A 21231-nucleotide genomic window follows, 5' to 3' on the forward strand; every position below is an offset into this window, starting at 1 on the left:
ATTCCGGTGCGGGAATGCGAGAGGAGGACCCATGGTTGACACGGATCGGTTTCGCCCCAGCGTAACCGTCGCGGCGGTGATCGAGCAGGGCGGGCGCTACCTGCTGGTCGAGGAGGAAACCCCCGAGGGCCTGCGGCTGAACAACCCGGCGGGCCACGTCGAGCGGGGCGAGAGCCCGGTCGAGGCGGTCGTGCGCGAGGCGCTGGAGGAGACCGCGCGCCACTTCGTGCCGCAGGCCTTCCTCGGCGTCTACCTCGCCCGCTTCCAGCGGCCGGCGGCGGCAGCGCCGGAGGACGTCACCTACGTGCGGCTGGCCTTCAGCGGCACCGTGGGCGAGGCCATCGCCGGCCGGGCGCTGGACGCCGGCATCCACCGCACGCTGTGGCTGAGCGCGGCCGAGCTGGCCGCCTGCCCGGGGCGGCACCGCAGCCCGCTGGTGCTGCAGTGCGTGCACGACCACGCGGCCGGGCGGCGCCTGCCGCTGGACGCGGTGTTCAGCCATGCCTCGCTGCGGGCGCCCGGGGGCCAGGGCCGAGAATCGCGGCCATGACCCCTGCTCCCGACTTCATCGAGGTCTACGACGGCGCGCTGAGCCCCGAGGCCTGCCGCGCGCTGATCGCGCGCTTCCAGGCCAGCCCGCATGTGCAGCGCGGCGAGACCGGCAGCGGCGTGGACCTGGCGATGAAGGACAGCTGGGACATCGCCATCAGCCGCCATCCCGAATGGGCCGACGCCTGCGCGCAGCTGAACGACGCCGTGCTCGGCGGCTTCCGGCACTACCTGCGCCGCTACGCGCACCTGGCGCTGGCGCCGCTGAAGCTGCAGGTGCGCCGGCCGGACGGCACGCAGGCGCCGCTGGATGCCGGCGGCGTCGCGGCGCTGGACGACGCGCACCTGATGGGCCTGGTCGCCAAGGTCTTCCGCCCCGGCGCGATCAACCTGCAGCGCTACCTGGCCGGCCAGGGCGGCTACCCCTACTGGCACTGCGAGCAGTACCCCCGGCGGGACCAGGGCGAGGCGCTGCACCGCGCGGTGCTGTGGACGATCTACCTGAACGACGACTTCGACGCTGGCGAGACGGAGTTCCTGTACCAGGGCCGCCGGATCGCGCCGCGCACCGGCAGCCTGCTGATCGCGCCGGGCGGCTTCACGCACACGCACCGCGGCAACCGGCCGCTGGGCGGCGACAAGTACATCGCCACCTCCTGGGTGCTCTACCAGCGCGCGGAACAGCTGTTCGGCGCCGGCTGAGGCCGCGCCGGCGGGGCTTTGGGACAATCCGGCCCCATGAGTTCCACCGCAAAGCACCGCGTCGTCGTCGGCCTGTCCGGCGGCGTCGACTCGGCCGTGACCGCCCACCTGCTGAAGGCGCAGGGCCACGAGGTCATCGGCATCTTCATGAAGAACTGGGAGGACGACGACGACGGCGAATACTGCTCGACGCGCCAGGACTTCCTGGACGCCGCCTCGGTGGCCGACGTGCTGGGCATCGAGATCGAGCACGTCAACTTCGCGGCCGAGTACAAGGACCGCGTGTTCCAGAGCTTCCTGCGCGAGTACCAGGCCGGCCGCACGCCCAACCCCGACGTGCTGTGCAACGCCGAGATCAAGTTCAAGGCCTTCCTGGACCACGCGATGCGGCTGGGCGCCGAGAAGATCGCCACCGGCCACTATGCGCGGGTGCGCGAACACGGCGGCGGATTCCAGCTGCTCAAGGGCCTGGACCCGCTGAAGGACCAGAGCTACTTCCTGCACCGGCTCACGCAGGCGCAGCTCGCCAGGGCGCTGTTCCCGGTGGGCCACCTGCCCAAGACCGAGGTGCGCCGCATCGCGGCCGAGATCGGCCTGCCGAATGCGAAGAAGAAGGACTCGACCGGCATCTGCTTCATCGGCGAGCGGCCGTTCCGCGAGTTCCTGAACCAGTATTTGTCGCACCAGCCCGGCCCCATCGAGGACGAGCGCGGCCGCCGGCTGGGCGAGCACGTGGGCCTGTCCTTCTACACGCTGGGCCAGCGCCAGGGCCTGGGCATCGGCGGCCTGAAGGACAAGGGCGCCGCGCGCGGCGGCGGCGCGCACGCGCCCTGGTTCGTGGCCGCCAAGGACATCGCGCGCAACACGCTGATCGCGGTGCAGGGGCACGACCACCCGCTGCTGTTGAGCCCGGCGCTCGTCGCCGACGACCTGAGCTGGATCGCCGGCCGCGCGCCGGCCATCGGCGAGGCCGCCGCGAAGACGCGCTACCGCCAGGCGGACGCGGCCTGCTCGGTCGGGTTCGACGCCAGCGGCCACCTGCGGCTGCGCTTCGCCGAGCCGCAATGGGCCGTGACGCCCGGGCAGAGCGCCGTCGTGTACGACGGCGAGGTCTGCCTGGGCGGCGGCGTCATCGCCCAGGCGCTGCCGGCCTAGTCGGCGCGGCGGCGGCGCGCCGCGGCGCCCACGGCCGCGAGGCCGGCCAGCAGCAGCGCCGCCTGGCCGGGCTCGGGCACGGCGCTGACGGTCAGGCTGAAGCGGTCGCCGACGCGGAAGCCGGCCTCGCCCAGCGTCCAGTCCTGCTTGCCGGCGCCGCCCAGCGCATTGCCCAGCTCGATGTCGAGGTACTCCTCGGGCGCGAACCTGATCGTGCGCGCGGCGCCGTCGCCGCTGACGGTGGCCGTGCCGCCGAACTGGCGCGTCACGCTGCCGACGCCGGCGAAGCCGCCGCGGTCCAGCGTCAGCATCAGGCCCGGCAGGCCGGCGCCCGTGTAGTTGCGGATGACGGCGTTGAAGGCGATCGGGGCCAGCAGGTCCTCGTCGTCGACGCGCCAGCTCAGCTCGGCGGGGGCGCCGTTGGCCAGGTCCAGGTCGAAGGACAGCAGGCCGATCGCGCTGTAGTCGGTGACGGTGGTCGCGCCTTGCGTGACGGCGCCTTCGAAGGTCAGCGCCTGCGCGGGCAGCGCGGCGGCCAGCGCGAGCGCGGCGGCGATCAGGGTGTTCTTGCTCATGGGGGTTCCTTGCGGATCAGAGGCTGCCGCGGGTCCACGGGCCGGTGATGGCCAGCGTGACGCCGTGGTAGAGGTTGACGAACAGCACGCGGCCGTCGGGGCTGAAGACGCAGCCGGCCCATTCGGTCATGCGCTGGTCGCCGCTGGGCGCGCCGGGCTTGCCCGCGGCCGCCAGCTGGGCGCGCGTGAAGTTGTAGTTGTTCCGGGCGAACACATAGCTGCCGCCCGTCGGCGTGACGGCCCTCAGGTGCTGCGCGGTCGGCGTCGGCACGCTGCCCGGGCCGCTGGTGCCGCCGTCCTCGCAGAACAGCACGCCGCCGCGCGGGCTCACGCACAGGTTGTCCGGCGAGTTACCGACCTGCAGGCTGTTGCTGACGAAGATGGCCTTCAGCGTCATGCTGGCCAGGTGCAGCGCCCAGATGCGGCCGGCGCGCGCCGGGTTGGCGGTGACCTGCTTGTCGGTGAAGTAGACGATGCCGTCGGCCACCCAGCAGCCCTCGGTCGCGCCGAAGATGGCCGCGCCGCCCGCGTAGGCCTGGCGGTAGGGGCCGCTGGCCGACACGTTGCCGTTGCGGGTGGCGAGCGTCGCGCCGTCCAGGTCGGGGTCGGCCACGTCCACCCAGTCGCAGACGTATTCCTGGCACAGCGCGGGGTCGCGCAGGTCGGCGTTGGCGACGGCGCGCACGCGCAGGCCCTGCAGCGTGCCGCCGGCATGCAGGCTGTTCAGGCCGCCGGCCCAGTTGGCCGGGCGGAAGCGGTACAGCGTGTTCGCGTTGCCCTGGTCCTCGGTCAGGTACCAGTAGCCGGTGGCCGGGTCGATCGCGCTGGCCTCGTGCGCCATGCGGCCCATCGCGACGATGGGGTTCACGTTGGCCGCGTTCAGGCTGGTGTCGGCCGGCACCTCGAACACATAGCCATGCTTCTTGCCGGTGCTGGACACGCTGTTGCTGCGGATCTCCTCGTTGGCCAGCCACGAGCCCCAGGTGCTGGCGCCGCCGGCGCAGGGGCGGTAGATGCCGCCGAAGCTGGCGTAGCTGGACACCCAGTCGCCGTCGCGCCAGACCAGGTTGGTGTTGCCGCCGATCTGGTAGGCGCCGCTGGTGGTGCCGGTGTCGTACTGGGCGACGCTGGCGCGGCCCGCGCCGACCATGTTGGCCGCGTTGCTGCTGGTGCTCTGCTCGTGGTTGCGCACCAGGATGATCTCGGTGCTGCGGCCAACGCGGCGCTGCACGACGACGCCCATGCCGTCGTGCGCGCCCGGCGTCACCAGGCCGTCGGCCATCACGTCGCCCTTCCAGCCGTAGCTCTTGTACGAAAAGCCGGCGGGCAGCTCGATCAGCGGCAGGCCGGTCGTCAGGTCGTTGACCGGCGACGTGGCGCCGTAGGGGCTGTCCAGCGACGCCGAGGCGCCGGCCGCGATGCAGTGGTCCGTGCCGGCCTCGGCGACGCGCGTGGCCAGCGCGCCGATGGGGCCGGCGAACGCCGCCGCGACGGCGGCCGCGCCGCCCTTGAGCAGGCCGCGACGGCCCGAGTCTGCTTGATCCATGTGGCTACTCCAAAAGGTCTTGGTTGGCTGAGCCGCGCATGCTCGCCGCGCCCCGTGAAGCCCGCATGACAATGCGCGCCCATGAACCGCTTCGACCGCCTGCTCGCCCGGCTCGCCGAGCCCGGCGTCGTGCTGCGGCTGGCGGCGCTGGTGGTGTGCGCGATGGAGCTGGTCAGCGCCGGCTCGGCGCTGCTGGGCGCGCGCACCGAGCCCTATGACGGCCTGGTCGCCTGGCTGTGGCGCCAGTTCGGCGGCAGCGCCAACGACCGCGGCCTCGTCATCGCCTGCGTGGCGCTGCTGCTGGCCTTCGTCGCGCTGATCTTCCGCCTCGCGCGCCAGGGGCAGACGGCCATGCCGGTGAACCGCCGGCTGGCCTGGCTGCTGCTGGTGGACCTGCTGGCCTTCGGCGTCACGCCCGGCCTGCCCTTCCTCGTCACCGCGCTCGGCGCCGTGGTGCTGCCGGCGCGGCTGGCACTGGGCTTCGCGGCCGCGCAGGTGCTGCTGAACACCGGCATCTATGTCTACGCCTCCACCACCGCCTGGCTGGACCAGTTCGGCATGCTCAGCGCGATGCTGGCGCTGCACGGCCTGGCCTTCGGCCTGGGGCGCATGGCCGCGGCCGAGGCCGAGAAGCGCCGCTGGCTGCAGGCCGTGCTGGCCGAGCAGATGGCCGGCGAGCACCTGCTGGCCGAGCAGATGCGCTACAGCGAGCGCATGCAGATCGCCCGCGAGCTGCACGACCTGATGGGCCACCACCTGACCGCGCTGAACCTGCAGCTGCAGCTGGGCGGCGCGCTGCTGGCGCGCGCGGACGCCGCCGGCGCCGGCCAGGCGCTGGGCCGCGCCGAGGGCGTGGCTGCGCAGCTGCTGGCCGACGTGCGCGAGGCCGTGTCGCAGCAGCGCCGCTCGCAGCGCATCGACCTGTCCGCGGCGCTGGCCGCGCTGGTGGACGGCATCGCCAGCACGCGCATCGAGCTGCAGCTCGACGGCGCCGCGCGCGACCTCGGCCCGCGCGCCGCGCATGCGCTGCTGCGCTGCGTGCAGGAAGGCGTGACCAACAGCGTGCGCCATGCCGGCGCGCGGCGCGTGCGGGTGGAGCTGCACGGCCGGGGCGACGAGGTCGCCGTCAGCATCGACGATGATGGGCGCGGCGCGCCGCACTGGCATGCCGGCCGCACCGCCGGCTTCGGCAACGGGCTCTCGGGCATGGCCGAGCGCATGGCCGAGCTGGGCGGCCAGATGCGCGTGGCGCGCACGGGCCCGGGATTCCGAATCGAGCTGAGATGTCCGCGATGGGTGTGATCAAGATCCTGCTGGTGGAAGACCAGCAACTGGTGCGCGAGGGCCTGAAGGGCCTGCTCGCGCTGCACGACGGGCTGCGCGTCGTCGGCGAGGCCAGCGACGGCGCCGCGGCGCTGGAATGGCTGGCCGCCGCGCCGGTGGACGGCATGCCCGACCTCATCCTGTCGGACATGCGCATGCCGCGGCTGGACGGCATCGGCCTGATCCGCGCGCTGGCCGCGCGCGCGCTGCGCCTGCCGGTCGTGCTGCTGACCACCTTTGACGACACCGCCGCCTTCGACGAGGCCGTGGGCGCCGGGGCACGCGGCTTCCTGCTGAAGGCCATCAGCCCCGAGACGCTGGCGCAGGCGCTGCGCGACGTGCATGGTGGTGGCACCGCGCTGCGCCCGTCGCTCACCACCCGCATGCAGGCCGGCGGCGGCGAGCGCGCCTTCACCGCGGCCGACCGCCCGGACCCGCTGTCGCCCAAGGAGCTGCAGGTGCTGCGCCTGGTGGCCAGCGGCCGCAGCAACACCGAGATCGCGGCGCTGCTGGGCAACAGCGAAGGCGTCATCAAGAACCACTGCTCGGCCATCTTCTCCAAGATGGGCGTGCGCGACCGCACCCAGGCCGTGCTGCGCGCTATCGACCTGGGCTGGATCTAGCCGCCCCCATCTGCAGCACCCAGTAGCGCTGCAGCTCGCCCGGCCCGCTGACGCAGGCCAGGCCGGCGTCCTCGAAGTCCGCCGCCATCAGGTTGGCGCAATGCGCGGGGCTGGCCAGCCAGCGCGACAAGGCCTCGTCCACCGTCTCCGGGCCGCCGGCCAGGTTCTCGCCGGCCACGCGCAGCGCATAGCCCGCCTCGCGCAGCCGCGTGCGCAGCGGCGGGCCGGCATGGTCGATGCGGTCGTTCCGCGCCAGCACCCGCGCCTGCTGCAGTGCCGCCGCCTCCAGCAGCGGCTGGCGGCGCAGCGCCGGTGCGGCCGGCCACAGGCGGCCGCCGCAGGCATGGGCCTCGGCGCGCAGCGCGTTCAGCAGCCGCAGCGCCCGTTCGGCGTCGGGCGGGCAGCCGCCCCCGTCGGCCGCCGCCGCCGACGCCAGCCCCAGCAGCAGCAACGGCAGGACACGCATGGGGCGGCATGCTAGAGGCTTGCCAAGCCGGCGCCGCCGGCCCAGGATGCCGGTCCATGACACCTTACCGCTTCATCGCCTTCTTGCTGGCCTCGGCCGCGCTGTCCAGCTGCGCGCAGACGCCGCCGCCCCCGCCGGAGCCCGAATCCGTGCGGCTCGCGCGCGAGCTGCGGGCGCTGATCGGCGACGCCGCCTGCACGTCGGACGCCCAATGCCGCACCCTGCCCGTCGGCGCCAAGGCCTGCGGCGGGCCGGCGGGCTACCTGGCCTGGTCCACGGCCGGCACGGACGCGCAGCGCCTCGCCGCCTTGGCCGCGCGGCAGCGCGAGGCGCATCGGCGCGAGAACGAGGCCAGCGGCCTGCGCTCGAACTGCGCGGTGGTGATGGACCCGGGCGCCGCCTGCGTCGCCGGCCGCTGCCAGCTCAGCAGTTCGCTGGGCGGCAGGAACTGAAATCAGGGGCGGGACACGGAGCAATTGCCCACCCCCGCATCCCGACGCCCCACCCGATCCCCGCGAGCGGATACGCAAAAAAGCCACACGCCTCGCAGCATGTGGCCCGGTCGGTCGGCGGACCGCGCCAGGGCCCGGCCCCGGCGCGGCGTCCCGGCGCTTAGTGCGCCAGGCTGCCGTCCACCAGCTTCTCCGGCATCGGCGTCGGCACGTTCATGACCGGCAGGCTGCCGTCGTTCGAGACGCGCAGCACGGTGGTCGCCTGCACCCGGCCGGCGGTGTCCAGCCAGTGCGTGCCGCCCACGGTGCGCCGGCCGGCGGCCACGCCCGTCCAGCCCAGGCCCACGGTGGCCGTGCTGCCCGAGTAGACCGTGGTCGGCACCAGCGCCGTCAGGCCGCCCGCGTCGCCCGGCGACACGATCCAGCTCGACAGCTTGTGCTTCATCGGCGCCTTGCCGTCATAGGCCAGCACGCAGACACGGTAGGTGCCTGCCGCCGGGGCCACCACCTGCAGCGCCTCGTTCGAGTACTCGTTGCCCGAGTACATCGCCGTCGTGCCGTTCGGGTAGATCAGCGCCATGTCGAAGTCGTCGCCCGCATCGCCCACGTCCGCCTGGCGCAGCTCCCAGCGGGCCACGATCGCGCCGGCCGGCACGGTGAAGTTGTACTTGGCGATCGACGCGTAGCCGGCGTTGCTGCGGCAGCGGGTCGCCAGCGTCGACGAGCTGGTGGGCGCCGGCGTCAGCGAGACCTCGGCACCCATCGTCACGTCCTTCAGGCCGCCCCTGGCCGTGCCCATGCGGCCGGTGAAGCCGGTGCGCACGGTGAACAGCTTGCTGCCGCTGGCGGTCGCGCCGGTGAACTCGACCGGCGCCGTCACGGCCTTGCCGGCGCGCGCCTGGATCGGCGAGCGCACGGTGTGCGTGCCGTCGCTCCAGACCAGCTGGCCGAACTGCCAGACGCCTTCCGCCGCGCCCGAGGGCGAGATGGTCATCGTGAACGACTTGGTCTCGCCCGGGTTCAGCGTCAGCGTGGTCGGCGACACGCTGGCCGTGAAGCCCGGAGGCGCCGTCACGGCGGCCTGGTAGGTCGCGGCCGACGCGCCGACGTTGGTCACGCTGCGGCTGACGACGGCGTTGCCCGTCACCATGCCGACGGTGATGGACGGCAGGTTCAGGTTGTAGGTCTCGTCCAGCGTGCCGATGGTGCTGCAGTCGCTGGCCGGCGTGACGGCCGCGCGGTTGACCTTGCACTGGTACTTGACCCAGTCGTTCTTGCCGGCGTTGTAGACCAGACCCGGATCGGCCGCCTTCTGTGGGTCGATGTGGCCGGCGCCCTGGGCCCAGGGCAGCAGGCCGTTCTGCGCGCCGGCGAGGCCGTCGTTCAGCGTGGAGTAGGCGCTCGTCATCAGCGCCGACTTGATCGCGGCCGGGCCCCAGCTCGGGTTGGCCTGCTTCAGCAGCAGCGCCACGCCGGCCACGTGCGGGCTGGACATGGACGTGCCCTGGTAACTGTCCCAGGCCGGCGGCGGCACCAGCGTGCCGGCGATGATCTCGGCCTTCTGCGCTTCGGTCATGCCCGGGGTGACCTGGGCGATGATGTCCACGCCCGGGGCCGTCAGGTCCGGCTTCAGCAGGTTGGCGTCACCGGCGTTCGGGCCGCGCGACGAGAAGCTGGCCATGATGGGCGCGGGCGCGCTGACGAGCACGGCGCGGTCGATGCGGGCCGTGCCGCCGCTGGCGGCGTAGGCCTTGATCGCGGCACCGGCGACGTTGTCGACCTGCACGGTCGGCACGGCCTGGAAGTCCGAATCGACGGTCTGGCCGGCCGTCGTGTTGACCAGGATCATGCCGACGCCGCCGGCATCCTTGACCGCCTGGCCCTTGTCGACGCGCGCGTTGTTGCCGCGCGTGCAAACGACGATCTTGCCGGCCACCTTGGCGGGGTCCAGCTGGTTGGGGCTGCTGAAGCACAGGTTCAGGTCGGCGTCCGCGCCGGCGAGGCCGGCGTTCTCGGCCAGGATGAGGGCCGTGCTGTCCAGGCCGGTGGCCGTGGTCGAGCCGCCCGTGTAGCTGGCGCCGTTGCCCAGCGTCAGGCCGCCGGAGAAGGCGCGGTCGTGCGTGGACGCGGCAACCGTCGTCAGCCAGGGGCTGATGTGGGCGACCGCCTGGCCCGGGCCGCTGTTGCCGGCGGACGCGGCGACGAACACGCCCGCCAGCGCGGCGCGGTAGAACGCCTGCTCGACCGGGTCGTTGACGGAGGTCTGCGAGCCGCTGATGGAGTAGTTGATGACGTTGACGCCATCCGCCACGGCGGCGTCGATGGCGGCCACGGAGTCGGAGGTGTAGCAGCTGTTCTGGCTGCCGGTGCCGTCGGTGGCGGCGGGGTTCACATAGGTCCAGCAGACCTTGTACGACGCGATGCGCGCGCGCGGCGCCATGCCGGAGGCCGTGCCGATCTGCTGGCCGTTCATGAACACCGGCACGTTGGCGTTGCCCGCCGACGTGGAGGCCGTGTGGTCGCCGTGGCCGCCGTGGCCGGTGGCGCCCGACAGCGAGTCGCGGCCGGAATCCGGGAAGTCGGTCCAGTGCAGCGTCTGGCCGCTGGCCTTGAAGCCCGTGTTGAAGTGCTTGAGGCCGACCAGCTTGTTGTTGCAGTGCTTGGCCGGGTCGATGCCGGGGCCGGCCACGCAGCCGCCGGTGAAGCTGGCGGGCGCCGGGCCGTAGGCCAGGGTGCCCGCGCCGCTGGTGGGCACGCCGTTGGCGTCCACCTTGTCGAAGAAGGCCGGGTTCTCGGGCCACACGCCGCCGTCGACGATGCCGATCACCAGGTTCTCGCCCTTGATGGCCGAGCCGGCGACCGCCTGCGACCACAGGCCGCCCGGCTCGCTCAGCTTCAGGAACTTGGACGTGGAGATCGTGTCCATCCGGCGGACTTCGTCCTCCCAGATCCCCACGACCTGCGAGTGCGCGACCAGCGTGCGCGCCTCGGCGTCCGTCAGCCGCGCGGCGAAGCCGTTGAAGACGGTGTTGTAGGTGGCGAGGATGGGCGCGTTGCCGACTGCGGCGATGACCTGGCTCTGGCGCTGGCCGAGGTAGTTCACATAGGCCTGCACGGCGGCGGTGCCGTACTTGAACGTCTGGCCGGGCGCGGCCTGCGTGGCCGGCAGGCCCGAGACCGTGCCCTGGTAGGACACGGCGGGCTCGTCCTTGAGCTGGACGATGTAGGTCTTGCGCTCCTGCGCCAGGGCGCCGGTGGCCAGGCCGGAGAACAGGACCAGCGTCGCCAGCGCGGCGGGCTTGAGTTTCATCTTCATGGGGCGTTCCTTTCGGCGGTGCGGGTCAGGCGGCGCGGCGGCGACGGGTCACGCGGCCGGCGGCCAGGCCGGCGACGGCCAGCAGGGCCAGGCTGCCCGGTTCGGGCACATGCTCGATGACGATGTTGTCGAGCGCGAACTGGGCGCGGTTGGTCGTGAAGCCCGAGCATGTCGAGCCGCCGCCAGGCGCCGGGCAGGCGAGGCCGAAGGCGTAGACGTAGTCGAACTCGATGTTGCCGAAGTTGCCGGTGTTGATGGTGTTGAAGTTCAGCTGGCCGTTCGCGTCCAGGCCGGTCAGCGCGAACGTGGCGGTGGTGGACATGCCATCGCGCACGCCCTGCAGGCGCAGGAAGCCGGGCATGTACTGCAGCGGGTCGCCGCTGCCGAGGAAAGCGGCGCTCAGGCTCTTGACGGAGAAGCGGAAGCCGTCGGTCGAGCCGAACACCAGCACCGCGTCGTCGAGCATGCCGATGTAGTTCGTGTCGTTGTTGGCCGGACACAGCAGGTCGGCGCAAGGGCCGTTCAGGATGGCGCCGACGAGGTCGCCGGTCTGCGCGCCGGCCGCGTTGGAGAACGGGTCGAACCACATGGTCCGGCCGCCCAGGCCGGGCTGGTAGAACTCGTCGTTGTGCACCAGGACGCCGAAATCGCCGTAGATCAGCGTCGAGGTGTCGACGGGATCGAAGGTGATGGTCGTGCGCAGCACCCCGGCCTGCACGCCCACCGACATCAACAACGCCGCGGCCGCCATGGCCAAACGAGACCCAACCTTCTTCATGATTTCACTACCTTTTATGGAGAGTTGAACAAGCTGCGCTGCGTGGCCGGTGCCGGCACGGGACGGGCAGCCCACGGCGGGCCATGTGGGCCGCTGCCGAGAGCGGTCGATTCTGATCAGGCAAAAATTCACGAATATCCCGACTTGCCCACCCTTCAACCATGGGGGGGGGGCGGGTTTGCACTGACGCCGGCACGCCGATCGGCCGGGGCCGCCTATGGCAGCGCTTATGGCAACACGGGCAGTCCAGGCGCCGAGGCGGCGCCGGACGCCGGCCCGGCCGGGCCGGCCGCGGCGTCGTAGCCGGCCGCAGCGAACACCCAGTCCTGCGCGCTGCGCAGCGGGCTGCCGTCGGGCGCGGCGGCGCGCAGCAGCGGCTGCGTGGAGCGGCTGTGGACGGCGCCGAACCGGCCCGGCTGCGCCGCGTCAGGCAGCAGCACCCAGTCCGGCTCGCCGGTGAAGGGGTCGGCGTAGCGCCGGCGCAGGTGGTGGCGCGGGCTGGGGCCGCGGCGGTCTTCCAGCAGGTCGTCCAGCGACGCGGGGAGCTGCCCGGGCGGCGCGGCGCGCAGGTAGGCCGAGATCGCCCGGGCGATCTCGCCGCCGCGGAAGGCCAGCTCGCGCTCGCGCTCGCGCTGCGCGGCGGTGCTCCAGGCCTGGCCCAGCGCGGCGAGGCCGGCGGCCGTCAGCGCCACGAGGAAGAGCACGGCCAGGTAGCTGAACCCGCGCTCGCGCGGCAGGCGGGGATGCATCACGTCACCAGTCCGCGTACAGCCGCCCGTCGGCGCTGCGGCCGGCGGCGCCGCTGCGCACGTCCCACAGGCCGCCGGTGGCCTGCATGTCGGCCGGCGGCGGCAGCTCGACCCAGCTGTCGCGGCGGCCGGTGAGCGGGTCCTCGGGGATGTCGCGCAGGTAGCGCGCGGCGGCCAGCTCCTGCAGCGACTCGGGGTAGCGCGCCTTGTCGGCGGCGAACTGGTCGATGGCATCGCGCATCGTCGTCAGCGACTGCAGCAGCGCCGTCTCCCGGCTCTTGTGCAGCGCGTTGAAGTAGCGCGGCGCGACGATGGACGCGAGCAGCGCGACGATGGCCATGACGACGATGAGCTCGATCAGCGTGAAGCCGCGGCGCACCGGGCGGCGAGGGGGCGGCGGGCCGGGCCTCATCACCAGTCCTTCAGCTTCGACCCGTCCAGCGCGGTGCGCTCGGAGCGGGAGAACACGTCGAACACGTCCTTGCCGGCGCGCGGCTCGCCGGGCGGGCTGTCGTAGGCGCGCAGGCCCCAGGTGTCGGCGGCGGGCAGCCCGGCCGGCGCGAACGGGTCGCGCGGCAGGCGGCGCAGCAGGTAGAGGCGCCGGCCGTCCGGGGCCTTGGCGTCCGGCACGCCGTCCACCAGCACCTGCAGCCCGGGCGGATAGCCGCTGCCGTCCGCGCCCTGCAGGATGTGGCCGGCCTCGACGCCGCGCTTGTAGGCGTCCAGCGCCTCGCGCAGCGTGCGCAGGCCCTGGCGCAGCTCGTGCTCGCGGCTGCGCTGCGCGGCCAGCTCCAGCAGCGGCCGCGCCGCGGACGCGAGCACGCCCAGCATGGCCAGCACCACCAGCATCTCGATCAGCGTGAAGCCCCGCGCCGCCCGCATGCCGGCTCCTCAGGCGCGCGGGCCCTGGACGGGGCGCCTCATTTCGCCGCGTCCACGGTCAGCAGGCCCACGCCCTCGATGCGCACCGGCGCGGACTCGCCGTTCAGCCCGGTGGCCGACAGGCCACCCAGGCCGATGTTGAGCACCTGGCCCGCGGCCGGCGGCAGCGCGCGCAGCACGACGACGCGCTCGCCCCGCGGCGGCAGCTCCACCGGATAGCGGCCCGCGGCGGCGTTGGCCAGCGGCTGCACCGGCGTCAGCCGGCCGGCGTCGTACTCCAGCTCGCCCTTGACCTGCAGGCCGCTGTCGTTCTTCAGCGCGACGGACACGGTGCCGCCGGCCGGGATCTGCGGCGTCACGTCCAGTTTCAGCGTCGCCTCACCGCCGGGCGGCTGGGCGTCGGACACCGGGGCGGCCGGCGGCACGCCGGCGGGTGCGCCGCCCACCGGCGCGCCCGCGCTGCTCGGCGCCACGCCGACCCGGGCCTCGCGGCGCAGCAGGCTGGAGTAGGCGCCGGGGCTGGCGTCCACGCCGCTGGCCAGGCGGGTCAGCGAGGCGTCCGGCACGGCCAGGTTGCGCACGACGCGCGGCGTGATCAGCAGCACCACCTCGGTCTTGGCGCGCGTGTCGGTCTGCGTGCCGAACAGCCGCCCGAGCACCGGCAGCCGCGACAGCCCGGGGATGCCGGCGGCGCTCTTGCGGTCCTCGTCGTTGATGAGGCCGGCCAGCACCTGGGTCTCGCCGTCGGCCAGGCGCAGCGTCGTGGAGGTGTTGCGCGTGCCGATCTCGTAGGCCGTCGTGCCGCCGGGGCCGGTGACCTGGCGGATCAGGTTGCTGACCTCCAGCCCGACCTTGATGACCACGTCGTTGTCCAGCTGGATGGTGGGCTCCACGTCCAGCTTCAGGCCGATGTCCAGGTAGGACACCGACGCGGCCACCGACGTGGAGCCGGTGAAGTTGGTCGTCGTCGTGAACACCGGCAGCTTCTGGCCGATGTGGACCTTGGCCTTGTCGCGGTTGCGCACGCGGATCTTGGGGTTGGCCAGGATGTTGGAGTTGCCGCCCGTGCCGCGCAGCGTGGCGACGATGGCCGGGTTGGCGATGCTGGCGCGGAAGTTGACCGGGTTGCCGCCGCCGATGAACACGCGCGACGGGATGTTGCCGGCCGCGTCGCTGATGCCCAGCTGCACCTCCTCGGGCCACTGCAGGCCCAGCGTGTCGACCTGGTCGGTCGCCAGCTCCATCACCTCCACCTCCAGCATCACCTCGGGCTCGGGCAGGTCCACCGAGGCGATCAGCTTCTCGACCAGGCGCACCACCTCGGGCGTGTCGCGCACGATCAGCAGGTTCAGCCGCTCGTCGATGTGGATGTCGCGCACCTTGGCGATGGTGCGCGCCATGGCCTGCACCTGCTTCACGTCGGCGTTGGTCAGGTACAGCGTGCGCGTGATGAGCTCCTGGTGCTCGCGCTGCTTGGCGGCCGTGTTCGGGAAGATCAGCACCGACGATTCGTTGAGCAGCTTGCGGTCCAGCTGCTGCGTGCCGAGGATGACGCGCATGGCCTCGTCCAGCGTCACGCCGCGCAGGAAGGTGGTCACGCGCGCGTCGGTGCGCACGTCCTTGTCGAACACGAAGTTGACGCCGCTGCTGCGCGCCAGCGCCTCGAAGACCTGGCGCAGCGGCGCGTCGCGGAACTCCAGCGTCACCGGCTTCTGGAAGCCCGGGCCCAGCTCGCCGACGGCCGACTCCAGCGGCCGCGCCTGCGCGACCTGGCTGGCCAGCAGCCGCGCGCCGGGGTGCTGGGGCGACTCGGCCAGGATCTCGCGCGCGATGGCCTCCGCCCGCTCGACGCGGCCCGCCTTCAGCGCCGCGCGGCCGGCGGCCAGCTGCGCCTCGTGGCGGCGGCCGCGGTCGATGTCCACGCCCAGCGCGGCCAGCCGCGGGTGCCTGGCGTCGGCCAGCGCCAGTTGGCCGAGCAGCGCGGCGGCCTCGTCCCAGCGGCTTGCCGCCCGCAACGCCTCGATCTGCAGGATCAGCCGCGCCGAGGCCCGCTCGCGGGCCCGCACCTGCGCGGCGCGCAGCGCCGGGTCGGCCGGGTCCTTGGCGACGGCGTCGTCCAGCACGCGCAGCGCGGCCGGCCACTGGTTGCTGCGGCCGAGGTCTTCGGCCTGGCGCAGCGCCGGGTTGGCGCAGGCCGTCAGCAGCAGGGCGCTGACCAGGAGGAGGATCTGCTTCATGGAACGGCCTTGAAGACGATGTTCTGGGGGAGCCTGGCCGGCAGCCAGGTCAGGCTGACGCCGCCGGCCGACACCTGCTCGACGCGCCACTGGCCGTCGATGACGTCGCCGCGCCGCACGTCCAGCGTGCGGCTGGCGCCGGCCAGCAGCGCCACCTCGACGGCCCGGGCGCCCTCGCCTTCGACGAGGCGGCCGATCATCTGGTAGGACAGCGGCGGCGCCACGGGCGGCGGCGGGGCCAGCACGGCCGGCGGCGGGGGCGGTGGCGCCGGCGGAGGCGGCGGCGGTTGCCAGGCGGCGAGCTGGGCAGGCGGAACCTCCGCCCATGGCGCGCGGCCGGCGGCGGGGGGGCTGGAAGCGGCGGAGGTGGCGGTGACGGCCGTGGCGGCCGGGCGGCGCGCGGGCGCCACCACGGCGGCCGCGGCGGCTCCGCCGTCGTCGTCGGGCCGCGTCGCGACCCACGCGGTCGCGGCCAACGTGGCCGCGAGGGCACCGCCGAGGACGAGCCGGCGCGGCGCCATGGCGGTCGTCGCCGTCATGGCGCGGCCCGCCCGTGCAGCGACCATTGCAGCTCGGCCTCCACCTCGGCCGCCAGCGGGCTGGCGCGGCGCAGCTTGAGCGCGTCCAGGCTCAGCGCCGGGTCGTGCGCCAGCGCGGCGCCGATGAAGCGGCGCAGCTGGCCGTAGCCGCCGGTGACCGGCATGCTCACGCGCAGCCGCTCCAGGCCCTCGGCGGCGGCCAGCCGGTGCTCGGTCCGCGCGCCGTTCAGCTCCAGCCGGATGCCCAGCTCCAGCAGGTCGGCCAGGCGCTGCTGGCGGTCGGCTGCCGTCGGCAGGCCGGCCTGCCACTGCTGCAGGCTGGCCGGCGCCGGCGCGATGGCGGCGGCTGCGGCAGCCCCGGGCGCCGTCTGCGCGCGCAGCGCGCGGGCCTCGGCCTGCAGCGCGGCGGCCCGGGCGTCCCAGCGCTGGCCCGCCACGGCGGCCGCGGCGGCCAGCGCGAGCGCGGCCAGGCCGGCCAGGCCGGGCGCGCCCAGCCACTTCAGCGCGGCGCGCGGGTTCATGGCGCGTCTCCGGTCGGCACGCGGGCGCTGATCTCGAAGCGCTGGCCCGCCAGCCCCGCCTCGGCGGCCGAGAAGCGCGACAGCACCACCTGCCGCCAGCCCGGCGTGCCGCCCAGCTGCTCGGCCAGCTGCAGCGCCAGCAGCCGGTCGGGCGTCAGGCCCTCCAGGCGCAGCTCGCCGCGCGCGGCGCTGGCGTCCAGGCCCAGCCAGGCGATGGTCCTGGCCTGCGCGCCCGCGGTCTCCACGCGCGCCAGCAGCGGCTCCCACGGCATGGCCAGCAGCGCGCGGGCCTCGCGGGCCGAGCGGTTCTCCGCCGGTACGGCGGCGGCGGCGGCGCGGCGCGGCGGCGCGGCGGCGGCCACGGCGGCGGGGCGCAGCGCGGCGGCGCGATCGCGCGCGGCCTGGGCCACGGCCAGCGCGCGGTGGCTGTCGGCGGCGCTCCACGCGGCCGTGGCCAGCACCAGCGCGCCGGTGGCCGCCAACGGCCAGGCCAGCGGCGAGCGGCCGGCGCGGGGCAGGAAGTCGGGCTGCGGCGTCGCCGGGCCGGGCCGGGCGGCCAGGTCGTCGCCGGGCCCGCCGACGGCCAGCGGCGCGGCGCCGAGATCGGCCAGGCCCTGCACGCGGCGCGACTGCAGGCCGGTGACGCGGCCCTGGTCGAGCTGGATGACGACGGCCGTCATGTCGCCTGCGGCGCCCTCGTGCCAGACCAGGCGGCCCGAGCCGGCGCGCGTCGCGGCCGGCAGCGACGCCAGCCACGCGGCCCAGGCCGGCCGCACGGCGGCCAGGCGCACGCGCGCGGCCTCGGCCTGGCTGCGCAGCGCGGCCAGGTCCAGCCCGTGCAGCGCCGATGCGCCGGCCGCCTCGCCCAGCTGCCACGGCGCGACCGCGAAGCGCTGCGCGGCGGCGCCGAAGTAGTGCGCGAACTGCTGCTGCGCATAGGCCCGCACGGCGTCCAGGCCGGCCAGCGGCAGGCCCGGCTCGGCGGCCAGCTCGTGCAGCGCGCGGGCGCTGACGAGCAGCTCGACCGCCGTGCCCGGCCGCTCGCGGCACCAGGCCTCGAACTCGCCGCCGCCGGCCGTGAAGAACAGGCGCCGCGGCCTGGCGACGCGCGCGGCCAGCCGCTGGCGCAGGCGCTCACTCATCGAGGGTGACACGTTCCAGCTCCTCGAAAGTGGTCTCGCCGCGGCACACGGCGGCCAGGGCCATCTCGCGCAGCGACTTCATGCCGCGCGCCTTCGCGGCGGCCTTGATCTCGGACATCGGCGCCCGCGCGGCGATCAGGTCGCGCAGGCCGTCGTCGAGCTTGAGCAGCTCCGCCACCGCGCGCCGGCCCTTGTAGCCGGTGCCGCGGCAGTGGCCGCAGCCCTCGCCCTTCATGAAGTTGCCGTTGCTCCAGCCGCCCGCCGGGCCGCTCCCAAGGGCGGCTGGGCCCCCTTGGGGGGCGGTCGGCGTATCCGCCGACCGGGGGCTGACATTCAGGCCGTGGCGCGCCAGGGTCGCCGCGTCGGGCGCGAACGGCTGCGCGCAGTGCGTGCAGGTCAGCCGCACCAGGCGCTGCGCCAGCACCGCGTTCAGCGCCGACACGACGTTGTAGAGGTCCAGCCCCATGTGCATGAAGCGGCCGATCACGTCGAAGGCGTTGTTCGCATGCACCGTGCTGAAGACCAGGTGCCCGGTCAGCGCGGCCTGCACGGCGATCTGCGCGGTCTCGGCGTCGCGGATCTCGCCGACCATCACGCGGTCGGGGTCGTGGCGCAGGATGGAGCGCAGGCCGCGCGAGAAGCTCAGCCCCTTCTTCTCGTTGACGGGGATCTGCACGACGCCGGCCAGCTGGTATTCCACCGGGTCTTCGATGGTGATGATCTTGTCGGCGCCGGTGTGGATCTCGGCCAGCGTCGCGTACAGCGTGGTCGTCTTGCCGGAGCCGGTCGGGCCGGTGACCAGCAGCATGCCGTGCGGCTGGCGCGCCTGATGGCGGATGGCGGCACGCTCCTCGGCGCCGAAGCCCAGGGCGTCCAGCGTCAGCGTGCCGGCGCGGGCTATTGCCGCGCGGTCCAGGATGCGGATGACGGCGTCCTCGCCGAACACGCTGGGCATGATGCTGAGCCGGAAGTCGATCTCGCGGCCCTGCACGCGCAGCTTGAAGCGGCCGTCCTGCGGCAGCCGGCGCTCGCCGATGTCGAGTTCGGCCATCACCTTGAGCCGCGACACCAGCTGCTCCGCGACCTGCGGCCCCTCCACCGGGCGCACCAGCGCCATCACGCCGTCCACGCGGAAGCGGATCGCCGCGCCGCGGGCGGTGCATTCGATGTGGATGTCGGACGCGCCGTCCTGCAGCGCGTCGTAGATCGTCGCGTTCAGCAGCCGCACGACCGGGCTGGCCTGCTCGCTCAGCGCCAGCGCGGACAGCTCCTCGGTGGGGTCCTCGACGGTCGCCAGCGCGTCTTCGACGTCCGACAGCGCGCGGAAGTCCGCCTCGCCGGCGCCGAGGAAATGCGTCACCGCCTCGGCCGACGCGCGCTGCCAGCCGACCGGCGCGTCGAGCCGCGACTCGACGCTCTGCAGCAGCATCGCGTCCTCGTCGCGCTCGGCGAGCAGCACGCGGCGGCCGTCCGCGCCGACGGCCAGCACCGCGCGCCAGCGCTGCGCCTGGGCCTGCGGCCATTGCTCGAAGTCCAGGTGCCACGGCCCCTGCCCCGCCGGCAGCCAGTCGGTGAGCGTCGTCGTCATTGCACCTGCTCCACCAGCTGGAAGATCGGCAAATACATCAGCACGATGATCCCGCCGATCAGCACGCCCATGACGAGCATCAGCGCCGGGTTCACGAGGCGGGTCAGCAGGTCGGTCAGCCGCGCGGCCTCCTCGTCGTGGAAGGCGGCGGCGCGCTCCAGCATCGCCGCGACCTCGCCGCTGCGCTCGCCGACGCGCAGCATGCGGCGCGCGACCGGCGTGGCCAGGTCCTGCGCGTCGAAGGCCGCCGACAGCCGCTCGCCGCGCTCGACCTGCGCCGCCGCCGCGCGCACCGCCGCGCGCCATGGCGCGGCCACCACGTCCACGACGATCCTCAGCGCCGCCAGCGCCGGCACGCCCGAGGCCAGCAGCATCGCCAGCGAGCGGTACAGCCGCGCCAGCGCCAGCACGCGCAGCCGCGGGCCCAGGCCGGGCAGCGTCCACAGCAGGCCCTGCGCGCGCTGGCGCACGGCGGGCTGGCGCAGCAGCGCATAGGCGCCGAAGCCCAGCGCCGCCAGGCCGCCAAGCACCCAGCCCGGGTGCGCGCCAGCCGTCTGGCCGAACTCGATCAGCACCCGCGAGGCCCAGGGCAGGTCGGCGCTGGTCGCTTCCAGGATGCCGGCGAAGCGCGGCAGCACGTAGAGCAGCAGGAACAGGATGACCGCGCCGCCCACGCCCAGCAGCATCAGCGGGTAGACCAGCGCGGCGACCAGGCGCGAGCGCAGCGCGTCCACCCAGGCCAGGTAGCGCGCATGCTGGGCCAGCGCGGTGGAGAGCTGGCCGGTCTTCTCGTTGGCCGCGACGATGGCGCAGATCAGCTCGTCGAAGGCCTGCGGCTGCCGGCGCAGCGCGGCGGACAGCGGCTGGCCCTGCTCGATCTGCGCGACGACGGCGTCCAGCGCCGCGCGCACGCCCGGCTGGCCCTCCTTCTCGCGCAGCGTGTGCAGCGCCTCCAGCAGCGCGATGCCGGCATCCAGCAGCACGGCCAGCTCCTGGCTGAACAGCTGCAGCGGGAAGCGCGCGTCGCGGCGCCAGGGCCTGGCGGGCCCGGCCGGCGCGATCTCGCGGACCTCCAGCACATGCTGCGGCGACACGCCCAGCGCCGCCGCCACGGCGGCGCGGTCGGGCGCCTCCACGCGCTCGCTGCTGACGGCACCGGCGCGCAGCACGCGGGTCTGGAACTGCGGCACGGAAAGCGTCACCAGGAGGTGAGGTCGGCGTCCTCACCCTCGCCGCCGGGGCGGCCGTCCTTGCCCAGGCTCAGCAGGTCGTATTCGCCGTGCTCGCCGGGGCTGCGGTACTGGTAGTCGTTGCCCCAGGGATCCTTGGGCACGGCCTTGCTGAGGTAGGGCCCCTGCCACTTCGGCTCGTCGGCCGGCTTGGCGACCAGCACGGCCAGGCCCTGCTCGGTGCCGGGGTAGCGGCCCACGTCCAGGCGGTACTGGTCCAGCGACTTCTGCAGCGCGTCGATCTGCGCCCGGGCGGCCTTCACCTCGCTCTTGCCGATCTGGCCGAAGAACTTCGGGCCGACATAGCCGGCCAGCAGCCCGATGATGACCATGACGACGAGCAGCTCCAGCAGGGTGAAGCCGCGGGAGCGGAGGAGAGGGGAACGGGACATGGGCGGGCGGGTACTGCGGGAGGGCGCACTGTTCATCGCCGGCCCCGGGCCGGCAATAAGGATTTGACCGACCCGCATTCTCAGGGACGGCCGTGACGCCGCCCGGTCCGGCGCCCCCGCCGCGCGCCGGGCCCGGGCTGTCGGTTCCGCGCAACAGTCACCCCGGCCGACGGCCCCCGGGGAAGTGCACCACCACAGGGCGCCAGCGCCCTGTCCCGACTCAGAATGCCGGGCTTACCCCAGTGGCATGCACCGGCACGGGGCAATACATTCACGCCACTCGACGCGGTCCGGGAGCCCAGGCTCCAGGGTCGCCGGGCGGGTTGTGAGGAGACAAGACAAGCCTGATTGCTTCGTGACCCCGAAGACAATCCCACCGGCCACCAAGGCACCCCTTGGTGGCCGTTTTATTTGTGCCCCTCGCCCAGGCCCGCGCCGCTGGACGCGGGCGGGCCTGGGCGGTCCCC

Annotated in this window: 21 protein-coding genes; 6 read left to right on the top strand and 15 right to left on the bottom strand. The window is 74.0% G+C overall.

The window, feature by feature from the left end; translation table 11 throughout:
* Positions 1 to 31: 31 nt before the first annotated feature.
* Genes QM788_RS04790 through mnmA form a run of 3 tightly spaced genes read left to right on the top strand, consistent with a single transcriptional unit; the run spans position 32 to position 2406 of the window.
* Positions 32 to 550, top strand: a complete 519-nt coding sequence (locus tag QM788_RS04790) for an NUDIX hydrolase (protein WP_415660341.1) — start codon at positions 32 to 34, stop codon at positions 548 to 550.
* Positions 547 to 1251: a 2OG-Fe(II) oxygenase gene (locus QM788_RS04795; protein ID WP_415660342.1), complete on the top strand. Its 705-nt coding sequence runs from the start codon at positions 547 to 549 to the stop codon at positions 1249 to 1251. The genes QM788_RS04790 and QM788_RS04795 overlap by 4 nt, the downstream gene beginning before the upstream one ends.
* Positions 1252 to 1287: 36 nt before the next feature.
* Complete coding sequence (mnmA, locus tag QM788_RS04800; RefSeq protein ID WP_415660343.1) at positions 1288 to 2406, top strand: tRNA 2-thiouridine(34) synthase MnmA; 1119 nt, start codon at positions 1288 to 1290, stop codon at positions 2404 to 2406.
* On the opposite strand, the gene QM788_RS04805 is transcribed toward mnmA, so the two are convergent.
* Complete coding sequence (locus tag QM788_RS04805) at positions 2403 to 2981, bottom strand: PEP-CTERM sorting domain-containing protein (protein WP_415660344.1); 579 nt, start codon at positions 2979 to 2981, stop codon at positions 2403 to 2405. The genes mnmA and QM788_RS04805 overlap by 4 nt on opposite strands.
* 16 nt (positions 2982 to 2997) lie before the next feature.
* Positions 2998 to 4527, bottom strand: coding sequence for an alkaline phosphatase PhoX (locus QM788_RS04810; protein WP_415660345.1), 1530 nt, complete (start codon positions 4525 to 4527; stop codon positions 2998 to 3000).
* An 81-nt stretch (positions 4528 to 4608) separates the two neighbouring features.
* On the opposite strand from QM788_RS04810, the gene QM788_RS04815 reads away from it, so the two are divergent.
* Both QM788_RS04815 and QM788_RS04820 read left to right on the top strand, forming a co-directional pair.
* A complete protein-coding gene (locus QM788_RS04815) occupies positions 4609 to 5829 on the top strand; it encodes a sensor histidine kinase (protein WP_415660346.1) in 1221 nt (406 codons plus the stop codon).
* Positions 5811 to 6473, top strand: a complete 663-nt coding sequence (locus QM788_RS04820) for a response regulator (RefSeq protein WP_415660347.1) — start codon at positions 5811 to 5813, stop codon at positions 6471 to 6473. Before QM788_RS04815 ends, QM788_RS04820 begins: the two co-directional genes overlap by 19 nt.
* On the opposite strand, the gene QM788_RS04825 is transcribed toward QM788_RS04820, so the two are convergent.
* Positions 6451 to 6939, bottom strand: a complete 489-nt coding sequence (locus QM788_RS04825; RefSeq protein ID WP_415660348.1) for a CAP domain-containing protein — start codon at positions 6937 to 6939, stop codon at positions 6451 to 6453. The genes QM788_RS04820 and QM788_RS04825 overlap by 23 nt on opposite strands.
* 56 nt (positions 6940 to 6995) lie before the next feature.
* Between QM788_RS04825 and QM788_RS04830 the strand changes: the two genes are divergently transcribed.
* Positions 6996 to 7391, top strand: coding sequence for a hypothetical protein (locus tag QM788_RS04830; RefSeq protein WP_415660349.1), 396 nt, complete (start codon positions 6996 to 6998; stop codon positions 7389 to 7391).
* A gap of 160 nt (positions 7392 to 7551) precedes the next feature.
* On the opposite strand, the gene QM788_RS04835 is transcribed toward QM788_RS04830, so the two are convergent.
* From QM788_RS04835 to gspG, 12 genes are all read right to left on the bottom strand, one after another.
* The gene (locus tag QM788_RS04835) at positions 7552 to 10707 is read right to left on the bottom strand and encodes a S8 family serine peptidase (protein WP_415660350.1); all 3156 of its coding nucleotides are present in this window, start codon (positions 10705 to 10707) and stop codon (positions 7552 to 7554) included.
* A gap of 25 nt (positions 10708 to 10732) precedes the next feature.
* On the bottom strand, positions 10733 to 11485 hold the full coding sequence (locus tag QM788_RS04840) for an NF038120 family PEP-CTERM protein (protein WP_415660351.1): 753 nt from the start codon (positions 11483 to 11485) through the stop codon (positions 10733 to 10735).
* Positions 11486 to 11712: 227 nt separating this feature from the next.
* The gene (locus QM788_RS04845; protein ID WP_415660352.1) at positions 11713 to 12237 is read right to left on the bottom strand and encodes a type II secretion system protein; all 525 of its coding nucleotides are present in this window, start codon (positions 12235 to 12237) and stop codon (positions 11713 to 11715) included.
* Position 12238: 1 nt separating this feature from the next.
* Positions 12239 to 12646, bottom strand: coding sequence for a type II secretion system protein (locus QM788_RS04850; RefSeq protein ID WP_415660353.1), 408 nt, complete (start codon positions 12644 to 12646; stop codon positions 12239 to 12241).
* Positions 12646 to 13116 (bottom strand): type II secretion system protein, encoded by a 471-nt coding sequence (locus QM788_RS04855; RefSeq protein ID WP_415660354.1) that lies wholly within the window; start codon positions 13114 to 13116, stop codon positions 12646 to 12648. The genes QM788_RS04850 and QM788_RS04855 overlap by 1 nt, the downstream gene beginning before the upstream one ends.
* A gap of 38 nt (positions 13117 to 13154) precedes the next feature.
* The gene (locus QM788_RS04860; RefSeq protein ID WP_415660355.1) at positions 13155 to 15353 is read right to left on the bottom strand and encodes a secretin N-terminal domain-containing protein; all 2199 of its coding nucleotides are present in this window, start codon (positions 15351 to 15353) and stop codon (positions 13155 to 13157) included.
* The gene (locus QM788_RS04865) at positions 15350 to 15892 is read right to left on the bottom strand and encodes a hypothetical protein (RefSeq protein WP_415660356.1); all 543 of its coding nucleotides are present in this window, start codon (positions 15890 to 15892) and stop codon (positions 15350 to 15352) included. Before QM788_RS04865 ends, QM788_RS04860 begins: the two co-directional genes overlap by 4 nt.
* Complete coding sequence (locus tag QM788_RS04870) at positions 15889 to 16413, bottom strand: hypothetical protein (protein ID WP_415660357.1); 525 nt, start codon at positions 16411 to 16413, stop codon at positions 15889 to 15891. Before QM788_RS04870 ends, QM788_RS04865 begins: the two co-directional genes overlap by 4 nt.
* A complete protein-coding gene (locus QM788_RS04875; protein ID WP_415660358.1) occupies positions 16410 to 17555 on the bottom strand; it encodes a hypothetical protein in 1146 nt (381 codons plus the stop codon). The genes QM788_RS04870 and QM788_RS04875 overlap by 4 nt, the downstream gene beginning before the upstream one ends.
* Positions 17548 to 19143, bottom strand: coding sequence for a GspE/PulE family protein (locus tag QM788_RS04880; protein WP_415660359.1), 1596 nt, complete (start codon positions 19141 to 19143; stop codon positions 17548 to 17550). Before QM788_RS04880 ends, QM788_RS04875 begins: the two co-directional genes overlap by 8 nt.
* A complete protein-coding gene (locus tag QM788_RS04885) occupies positions 19140 to 20345 on the bottom strand; it encodes a type II secretion system F family protein (RefSeq protein ID WP_415660360.1) in 1206 nt (401 codons plus the stop codon). Before QM788_RS04885 ends, QM788_RS04880 begins: the two co-directional genes overlap by 4 nt.
* Positions 20342 to 20764, bottom strand: coding sequence for a type II secretion system major pseudopilin GspG (gene gspG, locus QM788_RS04890; protein WP_415660361.1), 423 nt, complete (start codon positions 20762 to 20764; stop codon positions 20342 to 20344). The genes QM788_RS04885 and gspG overlap by 4 nt, the downstream gene beginning before the upstream one ends.
* Positions 20765 to 21231 lie beyond the last annotated feature (467 nt).

This window comes from Roseateles sp., assembly GCF_047654785.1.
GTDB lineage: Bacteria > Pseudomonadota > Gammaproteobacteria > Burkholderiales > Burkholderiaceae_C > Pelomonas.

What these genes read in the sequence shown, in the direction of transcription:
- QM788_RS04880 (WP_415660359.1), bottom strand. Translation starts at nt 19,143, where the DNA reads ATGACGACGACGCTCACCGACTGGCTGCCGGCGGGGCAGGGGCCGTGG.
- QM788_RS04795 (WP_415660342.1), top strand. Translation starts at nt 547, where the DNA reads ATGACCCCTGCTCCCGACTTCATCGAGGTCTACGACGGCGCGCTGAGC.
- QM788_RS04815 (WP_415660346.1), top strand. Translation starts at nt 4,609, where the DNA reads ATGAACCGCTTCGACCGCCTGCTCGCCCGGCTCGCCGAGCCCGGCGTC.
- QM788_RS04850 (WP_415660353.1), bottom strand. Translation starts at nt 12,646, where the DNA reads ATGAGGCCCGGCCCGCCGCCCCCTCGCCGCCCGGTGCGCCGCGGCTTC.
- QM788_RS04860 (WP_415660355.1), bottom strand. Translation starts at nt 15,353, where the DNA reads ATGAAGCAGATCCTCCTCCTGGTCAGCGCCCTGCTGCTGACGGCCTGC.
- QM788_RS04875 (WP_415660358.1), bottom strand. Translation starts at nt 17,555, where the DNA reads ATGAGTGAGCGCCTGCGCCAGCGGCTGGCCGCGCGCGTCGCCAGGCCG.
- QM788_RS04825 (WP_415660348.1), bottom strand. Translation starts at nt 6,939, where the DNA reads ATGCGTGTCCTGCCGTTGCTGCTGCTGGGGCTGGCGTCGGCGGCGGCG.
- QM788_RS04820 (WP_415660347.1), top strand. Translation starts at nt 5,811, where the DNA reads ATGTCCGCGATGGGTGTGATCAAGATCCTGCTGGTGGAAGACCAGCAA.
- QM788_RS04830 (WP_415660349.1), top strand. Translation starts at nt 6,996, where the DNA reads ATGACACCTTACCGCTTCATCGCCTTCTTGCTGGCCTCGGCCGCGCTG.
- QM788_RS04855 (WP_415660354.1), bottom strand. Translation starts at nt 13,116, where the DNA reads ATGCGGGCGGCGCGGGGCTTCACGCTGATCGAGATGCTGGTGGTGCTG.
- gspG (WP_415660361.1), bottom strand. Translation starts at nt 20,764, where the DNA reads ATGTCCCGTTCCCCTCTCCTCCGCTCCCGCGGCTTCACCCTGCTGGAG.
- QM788_RS04810 (WP_415660345.1), bottom strand. Translation starts at nt 4,527, where the DNA reads ATGGATCAAGCAGACTCGGGCCGTCGCGGCCTGCTCAAGGGCGGCGCG.
- QM788_RS04870 (WP_415660357.1), bottom strand. Translation starts at nt 16,413, where the DNA reads ATGAACCCGCGCGCCGCGCTGAAGTGGCTGGGCGCGCCCGGCCTGGCC.
- QM788_RS04790 (WP_415660341.1), top strand. Translation starts at nt 32, where the DNA reads ATGGTTGACACGGATCGGTTTCGCCCCAGCGTAACCGTCGCGGCGGTG.
- QM788_RS04805 (WP_415660344.1), bottom strand. Translation starts at nt 2,981, where the DNA reads ATGAGCAAGAACACCCTGATCGCCGCCGCGCTCGCGCTGGCCGCCGCG.
- mnmA (WP_415660343.1), top strand. Translation starts at nt 1,288, where the DNA reads ATGAGTTCCACCGCAAAGCACCGCGTCGTCGTCGGCCTGTCCGGCGGC.
- QM788_RS04865 (WP_415660356.1), bottom strand. Translation starts at nt 15,892, where the DNA reads ATGACGGCGACGACCGCCATGGCGCCGCGCCGGCTCGTCCTCGGCGGT.
- QM788_RS04840 (WP_415660351.1), bottom strand. Translation starts at nt 11,485, where the DNA reads ATGAAGAAGGTTGGGTCTCGTTTGGCCATGGCGGCCGCGGCGTTGTTG.
- QM788_RS04835 (WP_415660350.1), bottom strand. Translation starts at nt 10,707, where the DNA reads ATGAAGATGAAACTCAAGCCCGCCGCGCTGGCGACGCTGGTCCTGTTC.